Annotated in this window: 15 protein-coding genes; 10 read left to right on the top strand and 5 right to left on the bottom strand. The window is 67.3% G+C overall.

What is annotated here, in order from left to right:
* Positions 1-102: 102 nt before the first annotated feature.
* A complete protein-coding gene (locus tag AC5P76_RS04520) occupies positions 103-675 on the top strand; it encodes a hypothetical protein (RefSeq protein ID WP_253118828.1) in 573 nt (190 codons plus the stop codon).
* A 51-nt stretch (positions 676-726) separates the two neighbouring features.
* Here the strand turns inward: AC5P76_RS04520 and smpB are convergent, their stop codons facing one another.
* Positions 727-1,230, bottom strand: a complete 504-nt coding sequence (gene smpB, locus AC5P76_RS04515) for an SsrA-binding protein SmpB (protein WP_019661238.1) — start codon at positions 1,228-1,230, stop codon at positions 727-729.
* A gap of 57 nt (positions 1,231-1,287) precedes the next feature.
* Between smpB and AC5P76_RS04510 the strand changes: the two genes are divergently transcribed.
* Together AC5P76_RS04510 and AC5P76_RS04505 are read left to right on the top strand one after the other, a co-directional pair.
* The gene (locus tag AC5P76_RS04510; protein ID WP_053519703.1) at positions 1,288-1,713 is read left to right on the top strand and encodes a type II toxin-antitoxin system RatA family toxin; all 426 of its coding nucleotides are present in this window, start codon (positions 1,288-1,290) and stop codon (positions 1,711-1,713) included.
* Positions 1,714-1,716: 3 nt separating this feature from the next.
* Positions 1,717-1,974, top strand: a complete 258-nt coding sequence (locus tag AC5P76_RS04505; protein WP_053519704.1) for an RnfH family protein — start codon at positions 1,717-1,719, stop codon at positions 1,972-1,974.
* A 36-nt stretch (positions 1,975-2,010) separates the two neighbouring features.
* Here the strand turns inward: AC5P76_RS04505 and AC5P76_RS04500 are convergent, their stop codons facing one another.
* Positions 2,011-2,403 (bottom strand): outer membrane protein assembly factor BamE, encoded by a 393-nt coding sequence (locus AC5P76_RS04500; RefSeq protein WP_053519705.1) that lies wholly within the window; start codon positions 2,401-2,403, stop codon positions 2,011-2,013.
* Between the two features lie 103 nt (positions 2,404-2,506).
* Here AC5P76_RS04500 and fur point away from each other — a divergent pair, with 103 nt between their 5' ends.
* Positions 2,507-2,914: a ferric iron uptake transcriptional regulator gene (gene fur / locus AC5P76_RS04495; RefSeq protein WP_053519706.1), complete on the top strand. Its 408-nt coding sequence runs from the start codon at positions 2,507-2,509 to the stop codon at positions 2,912-2,914.
* 55 nt (positions 2,915-2,969) lie between these two features.
* Here fur and AC5P76_RS04490 read toward each other — a convergent pair whose 3' ends face one another.
* Positions 2,970-4,223 carry an SGNH/GDSL hydrolase family protein gene (locus AC5P76_RS04490; RefSeq protein ID WP_253118827.1) on the bottom strand — a complete coding sequence of 418 codons (1,254 nt, stop codon included), beginning with the start codon at positions 4,221-4,223 and terminating at the stop codon, positions 2,970-2,972.
* 97 nt (positions 4,224-4,320) lie between these two features.
* Here AC5P76_RS04490 and AC5P76_RS04485 point away from each other — a divergent pair, with 97 nt between their 5' ends.
* Complete coding sequence (locus tag AC5P76_RS04485) at positions 4,321-5,238, top strand: LysR family transcriptional regulator (RefSeq protein WP_053519708.1); 918 nt, start codon at positions 4,321-4,323, stop codon at positions 5,236-5,238.
* A 43-nt stretch (positions 5,239-5,281) separates the two neighbouring features.
* Here the strand turns inward: AC5P76_RS04485 and recN are convergent, their stop codons facing one another.
* On the bottom strand, positions 5,282-6,943 hold the full coding sequence (recN, locus tag AC5P76_RS04480) for a DNA repair protein RecN (protein WP_180876309.1): 1,662 nt from the start codon (positions 6,941-6,943) through the stop codon (positions 5,282-5,284).
* Positions 6,944-7,057: 114 nt separating this feature from the next.
* On the opposite strand from recN, the gene hrcA reads away from it, so the two are divergent.
* The 4 genes from hrcA (at position 7,058) to dnaJ (ending at position 12,108) form a co-directional block, all read left to right on the top strand.
* Positions 7,058-8,122, top strand: coding sequence for a heat-inducible transcriptional repressor HrcA (hrcA, locus tag AC5P76_RS04475; protein ID WP_053519710.1), 1,065 nt, complete (start codon positions 7,058-7,060; stop codon positions 8,120-8,122).
* A 63-nt stretch (positions 8,123-8,185) separates the two neighbouring features.
* Complete coding sequence (gene grpE, locus AC5P76_RS04470) at positions 8,186-8,701, top strand: nucleotide exchange factor GrpE (protein WP_053519711.1); 516 nt, start codon at positions 8,186-8,188, stop codon at positions 8,699-8,701.
* Between the two features lie 206 nt (positions 8,702-8,907).
* Positions 8,908-10,830, top strand: coding sequence for a molecular chaperone DnaK (gene dnaK / locus AC5P76_RS04465; RefSeq protein WP_053519712.1), 1,923 nt, complete (start codon positions 8,908-8,910; stop codon positions 10,828-10,830).
* A 153-nt stretch (positions 10,831-10,983) separates the two neighbouring features.
* Positions 10,984-12,108 carry a molecular chaperone DnaJ gene (dnaJ, locus tag AC5P76_RS04460; protein WP_053519713.1) on the top strand — a complete coding sequence of 375 codons (1,125 nt, stop codon included), beginning with the start codon at positions 10,984-10,986 and terminating at the stop codon, positions 12,106-12,108.
* A 61-nt stretch (positions 12,109-12,169) separates the two neighbouring features.
* On the opposite strand, the gene AC5P76_RS04455 is transcribed toward dnaJ, so the two are convergent.
* Positions 12,170-12,967, bottom strand: a complete 798-nt coding sequence (locus AC5P76_RS04455) for an AraC family transcriptional regulator (RefSeq protein WP_253118826.1) — start codon at positions 12,965-12,967, stop codon at positions 12,170-12,172.
* 72 nt (positions 12,968-13,039) lie between these two features.
* Between AC5P76_RS04455 and AC5P76_RS04450 the strand changes: the two genes are divergently transcribed.
* Positions 13,040-14,239 (top strand): MFS transporter, encoded by a 1,200-nt coding sequence (locus AC5P76_RS04450; protein WP_253118825.1) that lies wholly within the window; start codon positions 13,040-13,042, stop codon positions 14,237-14,239.
* Positions 14,240-14,737 lie beyond the last annotated feature (498 nt).

Raw genomic sequence — 14,737 nt, 5'->3', positions numbered from 1 at the left:
GTTGTACTGCCTGTGTCATAGCGGATTGCTAACGTCTCCGGCACGGATTTGCGACACACTGGTCGTGACCATCCAGGGCAGGACAGAAACGGGAGACTGTGGGTGACCGACGCGATGCAACAGCGCAGCCTGCGCCAGCTGGTGGGCCCGGTCGGGGCCGACTATCAGCGACGGGCGTTGCCTCCCGGTTGGGTCTGGGCGCTGCTGGCGATGCTGCTGGCGGCGACCTGGCTGACCGAACTGCCGGCCACCGCAGCGGTGGCGCTGGTCGCCAGCGCAGTGGTGGTGCATTGGCCGCAGCGTGGGCGCACCCATTGGCTGGGCTGGCGGCTGCCGGCGCTGGCGGTACTGGCGGCGTTGCTGTGGGGGCCGGACGTGCTGGCGCAGTGGTTCGAGCACGGCCTGGCGCTGACCTTGATGACATTGGCCAGCCTCAGCATCGGCGTTCACGTGTGGCAGTCGCGGCAGCTGGCGCGCCAGCTGCAGGGTGCAGCCGATGCGCTCGACGATACGCAGCTGCTGGCCCTGCTGCCGGCCGATGCAGCCCAGCTCGCCCAGCAGTGGCGGGCGGGCGATGATCGCCACGCGCCGGAACTGGCGGTGGTGATGCACCTGGCCGTGATGCACGCGGCCCTGGCGCCGCGCGCGCGCGGGCAGGGCATGCTGGCCGGTTGATGGCCCGGGCCGCCGGGCATCGCCCGGCGCCACATGGCGGCGGGGCCTGCCTCAGGCGTCGCGGTTGCCGCGCCGCATCACCCGCTGCTTCTCGATCGCCCAGTCGCGATCCTTGGCCGCATCGCGCTTGTCGTGGTTCTGCTTGCCCTTGGCCAGCGCGATCTCGAGCTTGATCTTGTTCTTGCTCCAGTACATCGCGGTCGGCACGATCGTATAGCCATCACGCTCGACCTTGCCGATCAGCTTGTCGATCTCGTTCCGGTGCAGCAGCAGCTTGCGCTCGCGCCGATCCTCGGCCACCACGTGGGTGGAGGCCTGGATCAACGGAGTGATCTGTGCGCCGATCAGGTAGATCTCGCCACGCTTCACGTAAGCGTAGGCGTCGATGATGTTGCCGCGCCCCGCCCGGATCGACTTGACCTCCCAGCCCTGCAGGGCGAGCCCGGCCTCGAAGCGCTCTTCGATGTGGTACTCGTGGCGGGCACGCTTGTTCAGCGCGATGGTTTTGTTGGCCGTCGCGCTCTTTGCTTTATCCTTGCCGCTGTTCTTGCTCATTTCCGTATTGTCTCCGATTCGGGCCCGCCCGGTCGATTGCCGAAACGTCCCGTATACATGCCTACTATCCGCCGCAGCGCCCTGGTCGAACATTCGGCCGCGCGCATGTTCGACCTGGTCAACGACGTCCAGGCTTATCCGCGCCGCTTCCGCTGGTGCTCCGATGCCCGCATCCTGGAGCAGGGCGAGGACCGGCTGGTGGCGCGTCTGGACCTGGGCCTGGGTTCGTTCAGTACCTGGTTCCAGACCGAGAACACCCTGCAGCGCCCGCACAGCATCGACATGCAGCTGCGCGACGGTCCCTTCAAGCAGCTTCATGGCCGTTGGGAATTCCACGCGCTGGCCGAAGACGCCTGCAAGGTGACGCTGACCCTGGAATTCGAACCCAGCTCACGGCTGCTGGGCCCGGCGCTGGCGATCGGCTTCCAGGGTCTGGCCGATCGCATGGTCAACGATTTCGTCCGGGTCGCCGACGAGGACTGAGCGATGATCGAGGTCGAGGTGGTGCTTGCCTGGCCGCAGCGGGTGCTGTCACGCCGGTTGCAGCTGGAAGAGGGCGCCACGGTTGCCGATGCGATCGCCGCTGCCGCTCTTGAGGGCAGTGCCGGCTGCCCGGCTGCCGCCGTGCATGGTGTGCTGGCCCGCCCGCAGCAGGCACTGCTGGATGGGGACCGGGTCGAACTGCTGCGCCCGCTGCAGGCCGATCCCAAGGACAACCGCCGGCGTCGCGCGCTCGGCGGTTGAGGGCCAGGGCCCGTCCGTCGGAACGGGCCGGCGGCCTCAGCGGCCCTTCTTCTTCTTGTCCTTCGGCAGGTTGCGGCCGAACTGGCGGACGGTCTGCTGGGCCAGCGCCTTGTCGTTGGCCGGGAAATAGTCACCCTCCCAGCGCGTCACGGCGTCGTTCTCGAAATACACGGTGAAGTTCTTCACTTCCGTGCGGCCGAGACGGTCGACCCGCTGGCTGGAGGTGTAGTCCCAGCGCTGGGCATGGAACGGGTCCGGCACGGAGGGCGTGCCCAGCAGCGCGTTCACCTGCTGCTTGCTTTGCCCGACCTGCAGCTTGGCCACGGCATCTTCCCGGATCAGGTTGCCCTGATAGATGGGTTGCTTGTAGATGATGCCGCACCCGGTGGTGGACAGGGCGACGGCGGCGACCAACAGGAGATTGCGCATCGGGACTGGCGGTTGGGGAAATCGAACCGATGATACACTCCCGGCGTGCCACCGCGACCCAATCCGAGGCAGCTGGCGCTAAATCGCCAATGAACGGAGACCTATGGAAACCCACGACCTGCGTAAAGTCGGCCTGAAGGTAACCCATCCACGGATGCGGATCCTGGCGCTGCTCGAGCAGCGCACTGCCCAGCACCACATGACCGCCGAAGACATCTACCGCCAGCTGCTGGAGCATGGTGACGAGATCGGCCTGGCCACGGTGTACCGGGTACTGACCCAGTTCGAGGCTGCCGGCCTCGTGCTCAAGCACAATTTCGAAGGCGGCCAGGCCGTCTATGAACTGGACCGCGGCGGCCATCACGATCACATGGTCGATGTGGACAGCGGCAAGATCATCGAGTTCGAAAGTACCGAGATCGAGGAACTGCAGCGCAAGATCGCGGCCGATCACGGCTATGAGCTGGAAGAACACTCGCTGGTGCTGTACGTGCGCAAGAAGCGCAGATAGGCACCCCCTGCGTGCCGGTTGCGACGAGACCCCGGGCTGGCCCCGGGGTTTTTCGTCAGCGCGGCGGAGTGACCGCCGGGTGCGATGGCGGCATCAGCATCCGCAGATCCACGGCCTCGGCCATGGCCCGGTTGCCGGCATCGCCCGGATGCAGATGGTCGCCTGAATCGTAGGCGGCGGCCATCCGTGAGGGATCGGCGGGGTCGCGCAGCACTGCATCCAGGTCGATCACCGCATCGAATGGGCTGTCCTGCCGCAGCCAGGCATTGAGCTGCTGGCGCAGTGCGTCCTTGTGCGGCTGGTAGTAGTCGTCCAGCGGGGTGCCGGGCAGGGCACCGGCGAACGGCGGCAGGGTTGCGCCGACAATGCGCAGTCCATGGCGATGGGCCTGTCCGGCCAGGCTGCGATAGCCGGCCTGCAGTTCGGCGAGCCCGGGCCGGTCCTGGCCGCGCGCGAACGCTGTGCCCGGCCAGCTGATGTCGTTGATGCCGATCAGCACGATCACACTGGCGACACCGGGCTGGTCGAGGACATCGCGCGGGAAGCGGGCCAGGGCGGATTCCCCCATGCCGTCGCGCAGCAGGCGTCCGCCGGAGATGCCGGCGTTGACCACTGCGATTCCCTGCGGTGCCAGCCGTGCGGCGAGATGGTCGGTCCAGCGCTGGTCCTGGTCGAGGCTGGCCGTTGCGCCATCGGTGATCGAATCGCCGATCACCACCACGCTGCGCGCGCGGGCTGCGGTTTCGACGTCGATGCCGGACAGCAGCAGGCGGGCCGTGGTGCTGCGGGCCCCGTCCAGGTCCGCAGCCAGGCTCTGGTCACCCGGCGCGATCCAACTGGTCTGCCGGCCGTCCCAGTGGAACGTCCGCAGCGGCGTGGGCTGTGGCAGATGGATGCTGACCTGCAGCGACTGCAGGTTGCGCGTGGGCAGTGGCAGGGCGTCGCTGAGCCGGTCCTGGCCAGGCGCGATCAGCACGCCGGGCTGGCCATCGAAGGTCAGCGCCTGCGGCACCTCGCCCGGATGTGCCGCCAGGGTGGCCCGGCCCACCCGCAGTGGCTGTGTCCCGTAGGCGTTGCTCAAGCGGACACGCAGGCGCGAGCCGCCCAGGCTGATGCGGACGGTCTGGCGGAAGGTCTGGTCGGCCAGCTCTGCGGGGATCAGCGTCGGAAACAGGAAGTCTGCCTGCCAAACCGGTTGTGGACTGGCTTGCCAGCTGGCCACCCAGTGCCGGGGAGGGGCGGCCGTGGCGCTGGCTGCTGCAGACAGGGTGAGCAGGGCAGCGGTGGTCAACGTGCTCAGGCGGTTCATCGGAAGGGTCCGTCGGAAGGAGGGGCCATGGTGTCCCTGCCGCTTTCTGTGAACTAGACTGCGCCTGGATAATCATCTGTGAACTGGATTCATCACCATGGCGCGACCCGACATCAATCGCTCCGGCGAGCTGGAAGTGTTCGTGAGGGTGATCGAAACCGGCGGATTCTCCGCGGCGGCCCGCAGCCTGGACATGACGCCCTCGGCGGTCAGCAAGCTGGTGGCGCGGCTGGAGCAGCGGCTGGGCACGCGCCTGCTGCAGCGATCCACCCGCCAGCTGCAGCTGACCCCGGAGGGCTGCGCCTTCTACGAGCGCGGGCTGCGCGTGCTTGCTGACCTGGAAGAGGCCGAGCGCTGTGCGAGCGCGCATGCCGAACCGCGCGGGCGGCTGCGGGTGAATGCCAACGTGCCCTTCGGCCAGCATTTCCTGCTGCCATTGCTGCCCATGTTCCTGCAGCAGCACCCGCAGGTGGGGGTGGACCTGACCCTGACCGATGAAGTGATCGATCTGCTCGAGCAGCGCACCGATGTGGCCGTGCGGGCCGGTCCGCTGAAGAGTTCCAGCCTGGTGGCACGACGGTTGGGGGCGACGCGGATGATGATCGTGGCCTCACCCGGCTATGCGCAGCGACACGGTCTGCCTGGCAACGTCGACGACCTGCAGACGCACAACCGGCTGGACATCGGCCATGCGCGGGCGATGCAGGGGTGGCCGCTGCTGCAGGGCGGCCAGGTGCTGCGCGTGCCCACCAGCGGCAATGCGCGCGCCAGCAACGGCGATGCCCTGCGGCAGCTGGTGCTGGGAGGGCTCGGGCTGGCCCGGCTGGCCGCGTTCCAGGTCAGGGACGACATAGCGGCCGGGCGGCTGCTGCCGGTGCTGGAAGAGGCCAATCCCGGCGATCTGGAAGAGGTGCACGCGGTATTTCTGGGGCAGGGTGGCTATCTGCCGCTGCGGGTGCGTGCGTTCCTGGATTTCCTGGTGGAAAAGGTGGATCTGGCGCGGCCGCTGGGGTGAACCTGCGGTGGGACGGACCGGGCGTCGCTCGACGCCGCCGGCGTCAGACCTGCAGCAGCTTGCGGGCGGCCGCGCGCGCTTCCTTGCTCACTTCGACGCCACCGAGCATGCGTGCCAGTTCTTCCTCGCGTGCCTTGAGGTCCAGCTTCTCCACCGCACTCTGGGTCATGCCTTCCACCGGTGCCTTGCTGACCCGGTAGTGGGCATGGCCCTTGGACGCGACCTGCGGCAGGTGGGTCACGCACAGCACCTGGCGCTTCTCGCCAAGGGCGCGCAGTTTCTGGCCGACGATGTCGGCCACCGCGCCACCGATGCCCGAGTCGACTTCGTCGAACACCATGGTCGGCACGGCGTCCAGGTCGAGCGCGGCCACTTCGATTGCCAGCGAGATGCGCGACAGTTCGCCACCCGAGGCCACCTTGCGCAGGGCGCGTGGTGGTTGACCGGCATTGGCCGCGACCAGGAACTCCACGCGTTCGGCGCCCTGCGGGTCGGGCTTGCCGCCGTCCTGGGGTTCCAGCTCGATCAGGAACTGGCCACCGCCCATGCCCAGCTCGGCGATGATGCCGGTGGTGGTGGTCGACAGCGCGGCCGCCGCACTGCGCCGGCTTGTGGTCAGTGCTTCGGCCTGCACCCGCCAGGCGGCCGCGGCCTTGTCGATCTCGCCGGCCAGGCGCTGCAGCCGTTCGTCGGCGCCGCGCAGCTGCTCCACTTCGGCATGCATGCGCTCGCGCTGCGCGCCCAGTTCGTCCATCGGCACGCGATGCTTGCGCGCAAGGTCGTGCAGGCGGCCGAGACGGCGCTCGTTCTCCTCGAACTGCTCGGGGTCGGCATCCAGGTCGTCGTGCACGCGGTCGAGCAGGGACAGGGCTTCGTGCAGCTGGATCGACGCGTTTTCGATCAGGCTGTCCACCTCGCCCAGGCGCGGGTCGTGTTCGATCAGCCGGGCCAGTTCGTGCCGCACCTGCTGCAGCTGATCCAGCGCCGAGCTGCCCTCGTCGCCGTTGAGCTGGTTGCTGGCGGCCTGGCAGGCGGTCAGCAGCGCGCTGGCATGGGCCTGGCGCCGATGGCTGGCGCCCAGCGCGAGGATCGATTCGGGCTCCAGATCCTCACGGTCCAGTTCGCGCAGCTGATGCTCGAGGAAACCGATACGGTCACTGACGTCGCCCTGCTGCGACAGCGCCAGGGATTCATCGACCAGTGCCTGCCAGGCGGCTGCGGCGCGGCGGACCTGACGGCGCTCTTCCTCGTTGCCGGCATAGGCATCGAGCAGGGCCAGCTGGGAAGGACGCGCCAGCAGGGCCTGCTGTTCATGCTGGCCGTGGATTTCCACCAGCAGCGCGGCCAGTTCGCCCAGCTGGGCGAGGGTGACCGGGCGGCCGTTGATCCAGGCCCGCGAACCGCCGTCGGCGCGGATCACGCGGCGCAGCTGGCACTGGTCCTCATCGTCCAGCTCGTTGTCGGCCAGCCACTGGCGTGCGGCCTGCAGATGCTCCAGCGCGAACTCGGCCGACAGCTCGGCACGGGCGGCACCGTGGCGGACCACGCCACTGTCGGCGCGCAGGCCGGACAGGAAGCCCAGCGCGTCGACCATCAGCGACTTGCCGGCGCCGGTCTCGCCTGAAACCACGGTCATGCCAGGCCCGAATTCAAGTTCGGTAGCGCGGACGACGGCGAAATCCTTGATCGATAGGTGTCTGAGCATGGGTCTGGGGGTATCTGAGCCGCGCAACGCTAGCACGCGCACGCGGGCGGTCCAATGGCTTGCCAAGGTGATCCGGCGCCATTATCTAGTCTCCGTGTCTCACAGGTTGATTCCATGCACGGTTCCGCCGACCAACTCGCCCCGCGCGCGCGCCATCTGCTGCGCACGCTGATCGCGCGCCACATCCAGGATGGTGAGCCCGTGGGCTCGCAGACGCTGGCGCGCGTGGCCGGGCTGGAAGTCAGTCCGGCCACCATCCGCAACATCCTCGGCGACCTGGAGGACCTGGGCCTGCTGGCGTCGCCGCATACCTCCGCCGGGCGGATCCCGACCGCGCATGGCTACCGGGTGTTTGTCGACAGCCTGCTGCAGATGCAGCCGCCGGGCGAGGGCGAGCTGGCCCGCTTGCGCCAGGAACTGGCCGGTGGCGGCAGCACCCAGGCCCTGCTCGGCAGTGCCTCCGAGCTGCTGTCGGCGATGAGCCACTTCGTCGGCGTGGTCAGCGCGCCGCGGCGCGAGCAGTTCGCCTTCCGCCAGATCGATTTCGTGGCGCTGGACGGCCGCCGGGTGCTGGCGATCCTAGTGTTCGCCGACAACGAGGTCCAGAACCGGGTGATCGAAACCCGCCAGGACTTCGCCCCGGGCCAGCTGGAGCAGGTCGCCAATTACCTCAACGCCCATTTCGCCGGGCTGCCGCTGGCGGAGATCCGGGCGCGCCTGCTGCTGGAGCTGCGCGATGCCCGTTCCGAGCTGGAGCAGCTGCTGGCGCACAGCATCGAACTGGCCGAGCAGGCCCTGCAGCCCGCGGCCGACGACATGCTGGTGGCGGGCCAGACCCGCCTGATGGGGGTCCAGGACCTGTCCGACCTGGAGCGCCTGCGTGAACTGTTCGAGCTGTTTTCCAGCAAGCGCGAGATCCTGCAGCTGCTGGAGCGGACCATCCAAGCCCCGGGCGTGCGCATCTTCATCGGCGAAGAGACCGGGATGATGCCGCTGCAGGGGGTTTCGCTGGTGACCGCCCCGTATGCGGCCAATGGGCAGGTGCTGGGCGTGCTGGGGGTGATCGGGCCGAAGCGGATGGCCTACGACCGCATGATCCCGCTGGTACAGGCCACCGCCGACGTGCTGGGGGCGGCCTTTTCACCGACCGGACGCGGATCCGGTGCCGCGGACGCTTGAAACGCAGCATCCCGCCCACACTAGGGTGGATGGAGGCGGGGAGTGACCGCCAGGGACCCAGACATGAACCACGAACATCCAGATTTCGAATCCCAGCAGAGCGCCGCCGACGCGGCCGCCGCAGCAGGCGTCAATGACGAAGTGGAGCGCCTGCGCGCGGAAGTCGAGCAGGTCAGGGCCGATGCGCTGCGTGAGCGCGCCGACCTGGAGAACCAGCGCAAGCGCGTGGCCCGCGACATCGAGCAGGCCCGCAAGTTCGCCAACGAGAAGCTGCTGGGCGAACTGCTGCCCGTGTTCGACAGCCTGGATGCCGGCCTCAAGGCCGCCGGCGACGACCCGCACCCGCTGCGCGAGGGCCTGGAGCTGACCTACAAGCAGCTGCTGAAGGTCGCCGCCGACAACGGCCTGGTCCTGATTGACCCGACCGGCCAGCCGTTCAACCCGGAGCACCACCAGGCGATCAGCCAGGTGCCGGCCCCGGACGCCGCCCCGGGCAGCGTGGTAACCGTGTTCCAGAAGGGCTATCTGCTCAACGAGCGCCTGCTGCGGCCGGCGCTGGTGGTGGTGGCCGCCGACTGAGCGGTCGATCCGGGAGCGGCCGCCGGGCATGGCCCGGCGCTACCCCCGGATCGTCATCGCCGGGCCATGCCCGGCGAACCTTGAACGGCTGAACACAGCGTTCGGGAGATGGCTTGAATGTTCCACGAGCCTCCCCCACATCCCATTCATCCACCGGCCGAGCGGCCGGACTGACATCCACACAGCATTTCTCAGGAGTCTCCCCCATGGGCAAGATCATTGGTATCGACCTCGGCACCACCAACTCGTGCGTGGCGATCATGGACGGCGGCAAGGCCCGCGTCATCGAGAATTCGGAAGGCGATCGCACCACCCCGTCGATCGTCGCCTACACCAAGGACGGCGAAGTCCTGGTCGGTGCCTCGGCCAAGCGCCAGGCGGTGACCAACCCGAAGAACACCTTCTACGCGGTGAAGCGCCTGATCGGCCGCAAGTTCACCGACGCCGAGGTGCAGAAGGACATCGCCCACGTCCCGTACAGCATCCTCGCCCATGACAATGGTGATGCGTGGGTGGCCACCAGCGACGCCAAGAAGATGGCGCCGCAGGAAATCTCGGCCAAGGTACTGGAGAAGATGAAGAAGACCGCCGAGGACTTCCTCGGTGAGAAGGTCACCGAAGCGGTCATCACCGTGCCGGCCTACTTCAACGACAGCCAGCGCCAGGCCACCAAGGATGCTGGCCGCATCGCGGGCCTGGACGTCAAGCGCATCATCAACGAGCCGACCGCGGCCGCGCTGGCCTATGGCCTGGACAAGGGCGACAACAAGGATCGCAAGATCGTTGTGTACGACCTGGGCGGCGGTACCTTCGACGTCTCGGTGATCGAGATCGCCAACGTCGACGGCGAGAAGCAGTTCGAAGTGCTGGCCACCAACGGCGACACCTTCCTGGGCGGCGAAGACTTCGACAACCGCGTCATCGAGTACCTGGTGGAAGAGTTCAACAAGGACCAGGGCATCGACCTGCGCAAGGATCCGCTGGCTCTGCAGCGCCTGAAGGACGCTGCCGAGCGTGCCAAGATCGAGCTGTCCAGCGCCCAGCAGACCGAAGTGAACCTGCCGTACGTCACCGCTGACGCGTCGGGTCCGAAGCACCTGAACATCAAGCTGACCCGCGCCAAGCTGGAAGCGCTGGTGGAAGACCTGATCAAGAAGTCGATCGAGCCGTGCCGCGTCGCCCTGAACGATGCCGGCCTGCGTTCGAGCGACATCAGCGAAGTGATCCTGGTCGGCGGCCAGACCCGCATGCCGAAGGTGCAGCAGGCGGTGACCGAGTTCTTCGGCAAGGAGCCGCGCAAGGACGTCAACCCGGACGAAGCCGTGGCACTGGGTGCGGCGATCCAGGGTGGCGTGCTGGGCGGCGACGTCAAGGACGTGCTGCTGCTGGACGTGACCCCGCTGTCGCTGGGCATCGAAACCATGGGCGGCGTGTTCACCAAGATCATCGAGAAGAACACCACCATCCCGACCAAGGCCTCGCAGGTGTTCTCCACCGCCGAGGACAACCAGTCGGCCGTGACCGTGCACGTGCTGCAGGGTGAGCGCGAACAGGCCCGCTTCAACAAGTCGCTGGCCAAGTTCGACCTGTCCGGCATCGAGCCGGCGCCGCGTGGCCTGCCGCAGGTGGAAGTGTCCTTCGACATCGACGCCAACGGCATCCTGCATGTGTCGGCCAAGGACAAGAAGACGAACAAGGAACAGAAGGTCGAGATCAAGGCCGGCTCGGGCCTGTCCGAGGAAGAGATCGCGCGCATGGTCGCCGACGCGGAAGCCAACCGCGAAGAAGACAAGAAGTTCCAGGAGCTGGTGCAGGCCCGCAACCAGGCCGATGCCCTGATCCACGGCACCCGCAGCGCCATCACCGAGCACGGCAGCAAGGTCGGCGGCGATGTCATCGGCAAGGTTGAAGCGGCTCTGGCCGATCTTGAAACCGCGATGAAGGGCGACGACAAGGCACAGATCGAAGCCAAGTCGAAGGTGCTGGAGGAAGCCGGCCAGTCGCTGTTCGCCGCAGCGTCGGCAGAGCAGGGCGGTGCCCCGGGCGCCGATGCCGGCAATGCGGGCAAGGGCAACGACGACGTGGTGGACGCCGAGTTCACCGAAGTCAAGGACGACAAGAAGTCCTGATCCGGACCGACGCGGGACGCTGCCTGGCAGCGTCCCGTTGTCGCATCAGGGTCCTGACCGCCTCCGGCGCGTCGGGGCGCCCGACGCAAGAGCGGACCTGGTTCCGCTCTTCCGCTTTGACGAATCCCGACATTCCGGAAGCCGATTCACGATATGAGCAAGCGCGATTACTACGAAGTGCTGGGCGTGGCCCGCACCGCCAACGAAGAAGAGCTGAAGAAGGCTTACCGCCGCTGCGCGATGAAGTTCCATCCGGACCGAAATCCGGGTGATGCGGCCGCCGAAGCCTCCTTCAAGGAGTGCAAGGAAGCCTACGAGGTGCTGTCCGACGGCAACAAGCGCCGGATGTATGACAGCCACGGCCATGCCGCGTTCGAGCACGGCATGGGCGGGGGCGGTCCGGGTGGTCCGGACATGAACGATATCTTCGGCGACATCTTCGGCAACATCTTCGGTGGTGCCGGCGGCGGTCCGCGCCAGGCACGCCGCGGTGCCGACATCGGTTACGTGATGGAGCTGGACCTGGAAGAAGCGGTGCGTGGCGTCGAGCGCCGCATCGAGATCCCGACCCTGGCCGAATGCGGCGATTGCGATGGCAGCGGCTCGGAAGATGGCAAGGTGGAGACCTGCAACGTCTGCCACGGCCGCGGCCAGGTGCGCATCCAGCGCGGCATCTTCGCCATGCAGCAGGCCTGCCACAACTGCGGCGGCCGCGGCCAGATCATCGCCAAGCCCTGCAAGACCTGCCACGGCAATGGCCGTGTCGAGGAAGACAAGGTGCTGTCGGTGAAGGTGCCGGCGGGCGTCGACACCGGCGATCGCATCCGCCTGGCTGGCGAGGGCGAAGCGGGGCCGGCCGGCACGCCGCCGGGCGACCTGTACGTGGAAGTGCGCGTGCGCGAGCACCCCATCTTCCAGCGCGATGGCGACGATCTGCATTGTGAAGTGCCGATCCGCATCTCGCAGGCGGCGCTCGGCGATACCGTGCGCGTGGCGACGCTGGGTGGCGAAGCGGAGATCCGCATTCCGGCAGAGACCCAGACCGGGAAACTGTTCCGCCTGCGCGGCAAGGGCGTGCGTTCGGTGCGCAGCCGCAGCGAGGGCGATCTGTATTGCCGCGTGGTGGTCGAGACGCCGGTCAACCTGACCAACGACCAGCGCAGGCTGCTGGAGCAGTTCGAGGCCACCTTCGTCGGTGAGGAAGCGCGCAAGCACTCGCCGAAGTCCGCCACCTTCATGGACGGCGTGAAGGGCTTCTGGGACCGGATGACGTCCTGAATTTTCAACGCAAGCGTTGAACGGTAGCGCCGGGCCATGCCCGGCGTTTCTGTGCATGGGGTCAGCGGAAGAACGCCGCCGGGGTCTGCCCCAGCTGGCGCTTGAACATGCTGGTGAACGCGCTGGGGCTGTCGTAGCCCATCGCCAGTGCGACATCGATGACCTTCTCGCCGGTCGCCAGCCGTTCCATTGCCGCCAGCAGCCGCGCCTGCTGCCGCCACTGGCCGAAGGTCATGCCCAGTTCGTTGGCGAAGTGGCGCTGGATGGTTTTCACATCCACTTCCAGTGACTGCGCCCAGTCCTGCAGCGTGGCGTCATCGCCGGGGTGCTTCTGCAGGTGCTGGCAGATCCGCTGCAGGCGCGGATCGGCAGGCGCGGGCAGGTGCAGCGGCAATACGTCCATGCGATGCAGCTCGTCCAGCAGAAGGCGCACCAGGCGGCCATCGCGGCTGTCTTCGATGTGCTCGCCCTTGATCAGGGTGGCTGCCTGCAGCAGTTCGCGCAGCAGCGGTGCCACCTGTACCGCGAACGGTTCGGCCGGCAGTTGCGGGGCGAATGACGGGTCGATGTACAGGCTGCGCATGTGCACGGCGGCAATGCAGTCCACCGCATGCACCATGCCGGCCGGCATCCAGATCGCACGGGTGGAGGGCACGACCCAGCGACCGACTTCCGAGCGCACCACCATCAGCCCGGAGATGGCATAGACCAGCTGGTGGCGCTGGTGCTTGTGGCCTGCGATATGGGTGCCGGCCGGGTACTGGGTAACCCGGTAGGTGACCGGGCGATGCAGCGGCACATCGCGCCACGGCGCAGCGGGATCGACGTCACCGCCAATGTCCTTTTTGCGATAGGCCATGACCCGAACGCGGCAGAAGGGAGGGGAAGGCAACCGTAGCATGCGGAACCGCCCTCAAATCTGACTGCGTCCATGTCGACTCTGGCTTCCCCTGCAACGACCTCCCGCCCGGTGGCGCCCGGCGTACTGGCCGCCATCTCCACCTCGCATGTCGTCAACGACATGATGCAGTCGTTGATCCTGGCGATCTATCCGGTCATCAAGGGCGGCTTCAATCTCAGCTTCACCCAGATCGGACTGATCACGCTGACCTACCAGCTCACCGCGTCGATCTTCCAACCGCTGGTGGGGATGCAGACCGACCGCCATCCAGCGCCGTACTCGTTGCCGATCGGCATGGCCTCGACGCTGTGCGGGATGCTGCTGCTCGGCTTCGCGCCGAACTATGCGATGGTCCTGATGGCCGCCGCGCTGGTCGGCATCGGATCGGCGATCTTCCACCCGGAAGCGTCGCGCATCGCACGGCTGGCGTCTGGCGGGCGCCATGGCTTCGCACAGTCGGTGTTCCAGGTCGGCGGCAACTTCGGTACCGCGCTGGGGCCGCTGATTGCCGCCGCCGTGATCGTGCCGTACGGCCAGCATGCGGCCTCATGGTTTGCCGGTGCTGCGCTGGTCGGCATCGCCCTGCTGACCTATGTGAGCCGCTGGTATGCGCTGCACCTGGGCGCACCCCGCCCGGCCGGCGTGGCGGCGGCGGCGTCGCGGCATCCTCCGCGCACCGTGGCCAAGGTGCTGGCGATCCTGCTGGTGCTGATCTTCAGCAAGTACTTCTACATGGCCAGCATCGGCAGCTACTTCACCTTCTACCTGATCCACCATTTCGGCATTCCGGTGGCGCAGGCGCAGCTGCATCTGTTCGCGTTCCTGGTGGCTTCGGCGGCGGGTGGCTTCCTGGGCGGTCCGCTGGGCGATCGCATCGGCCGCAAGCCGATCATCTGGACCTCGATCCTGGGTGTGGCGCCGTTCGCACTGGCGTTGCCGCATGCGGATCTGCTGTGGACCACGGTGCTGGCGGTGCTGATCGGTTTCGTGTTGTCGTCTGCCTTCTCTGCCATCGTGGTCTATGCGCAGGAGATGATGCCGCACCGGATCGGCATGGTGTCGGGCCTGTTCTTCGGTTTTGCGTTCGGCATGGGCGGCCTGGGCGCGGCGGTGCTGGGCCTGCTGGCGGACAGGACCAGCATCGAATACGTCTATCACCTGACGGCGTTCCTGCCGCTGCTCGGCATCGTGGCGGCATGGCTGCCGCCGTCGCGGCCTGCTGCTCACTGAGGGAGGGTGGGTTTGCAGGGCTTGCAGCCCTGCGCCTGCAGAGGCAACGGCAACAACCGAAGCGCGCTATCCGTGGATTGGCGGGGTGGGTCCGGTTGCGGGGGACGCTGCAAGTACGTCCATGTAAGCTCGGTCGCCGCATCCATGCGGCTCACGCCCCCGCAACCGGACCCACCCCGCCTTCGATGGTTTTCCGCGATCTGTCGGAACAGCACTCTGCTCTGGTAGGTGTCGACCTTGGTCGACACGGTAGATCCACGCCATGCGTGGATGAATTCATTCGATATCTGACAGATGTGTCGACCAAGGTCGACACCTACCAACAGCGGCGCGGAACAACAGCCGCAGTTACCAACAGCCGCGTGAACCTGTCGAAGGTGGGGCGGTGTGGGTGGTCAGGACCGTTGGCGCCATGGATGGCGCCATCGAGCCCCCATGGATGGGTTTACGGCGTGTCCTGACCAGCCACACCGCCCCGCCACCCCACGGAATGCCGCT

Source organism: Stenotrophomonas sp. YJH_SMC_36 (assembly GCF_059369935.1).
The sequence above is the reverse complement of the archived record's forward strand: the minus strand, read 5'-3'. Positions and strand labels throughout refer to the sequence as shown.

Excerpts from the sequence above, each read along its gene's own strand:
- smpB (WP_019661238.1), bottom strand. The coding sequence starts at position 1,230 with ATGAGCAAGAACAGCGGCAAGGATAAAGCAAAGAGCGCGACGGCCAAC.
- AC5P76_RS04510 (WP_053519703.1), top strand. The coding sequence starts at position 1,288 with ATGCCTACTATCCGCCGCAGCGCCCTGGTCGAACATTCGGCCGCGCGC.
- AC5P76_RS04505 (WP_053519704.1), top strand. The coding sequence starts at position 1,717 with ATGATCGAGGTCGAGGTGGTGCTTGCCTGGCCGCAGCGGGTGCTGTCA.
- AC5P76_RS04500 (WP_053519705.1), bottom strand. The coding sequence starts at position 2,403 with ATGCGCAATCTCCTGTTGGTCGCCGCCGTCGCCCTGTCCACCACCGGG.
- fur (WP_053519706.1), top strand. The coding sequence starts at position 2,507 with ATGGAAACCCACGACCTGCGTAAAGTCGGCCTGAAGGTAACCCATCCA.
- AC5P76_RS04490 (WP_253118827.1), bottom strand. The coding sequence starts at position 4,223 with ATGAACCGCCTGAGCACGTTGACCACCGCTGCCCTGCTCACCCTGTCT.
- AC5P76_RS04485 (WP_053519708.1), top strand. The coding sequence starts at position 4,321 with ATGGCGCGACCCGACATCAATCGCTCCGGCGAGCTGGAAGTGTTCGTG.
- recN (WP_180876309.1), bottom strand. The coding sequence starts at position 6,943 with ATGCTCAGACACCTATCGATCAAGGATTTCGCCGTCGTCCGCGCTACC.
- hrcA (WP_053519710.1), top strand. The coding sequence starts at position 7,058 with ATGCACGGTTCCGCCGACCAACTCGCCCCGCGCGCGCGCCATCTGCTG.
- grpE (WP_053519711.1), top strand. The coding sequence starts at position 8,186 with ATGAACCACGAACATCCAGATTTCGAATCCCAGCAGAGCGCCGCCGAC.
- dnaK (WP_053519712.1), top strand. The coding sequence starts at position 8,908 with ATGGGCAAGATCATTGGTATCGACCTCGGCACCACCAACTCGTGCGTG.
- dnaJ (WP_053519713.1), top strand. The coding sequence starts at position 10,984 with ATGAGCAAGCGCGATTACTACGAAGTGCTGGGCGTGGCCCGCACCGCC.
- AC5P76_RS04455 (WP_253118826.1), bottom strand. The coding sequence starts at position 12,967 with ATGGCCTATCGCAAAAAGGACATTGGCGGTGACGTCGATCCCGCTGCG.
- AC5P76_RS04450 (WP_253118825.1), top strand. The coding sequence starts at position 13,040 with ATGTCGACTCTGGCTTCCCCTGCAACGACCTCCCGCCCGGTGGCGCCC.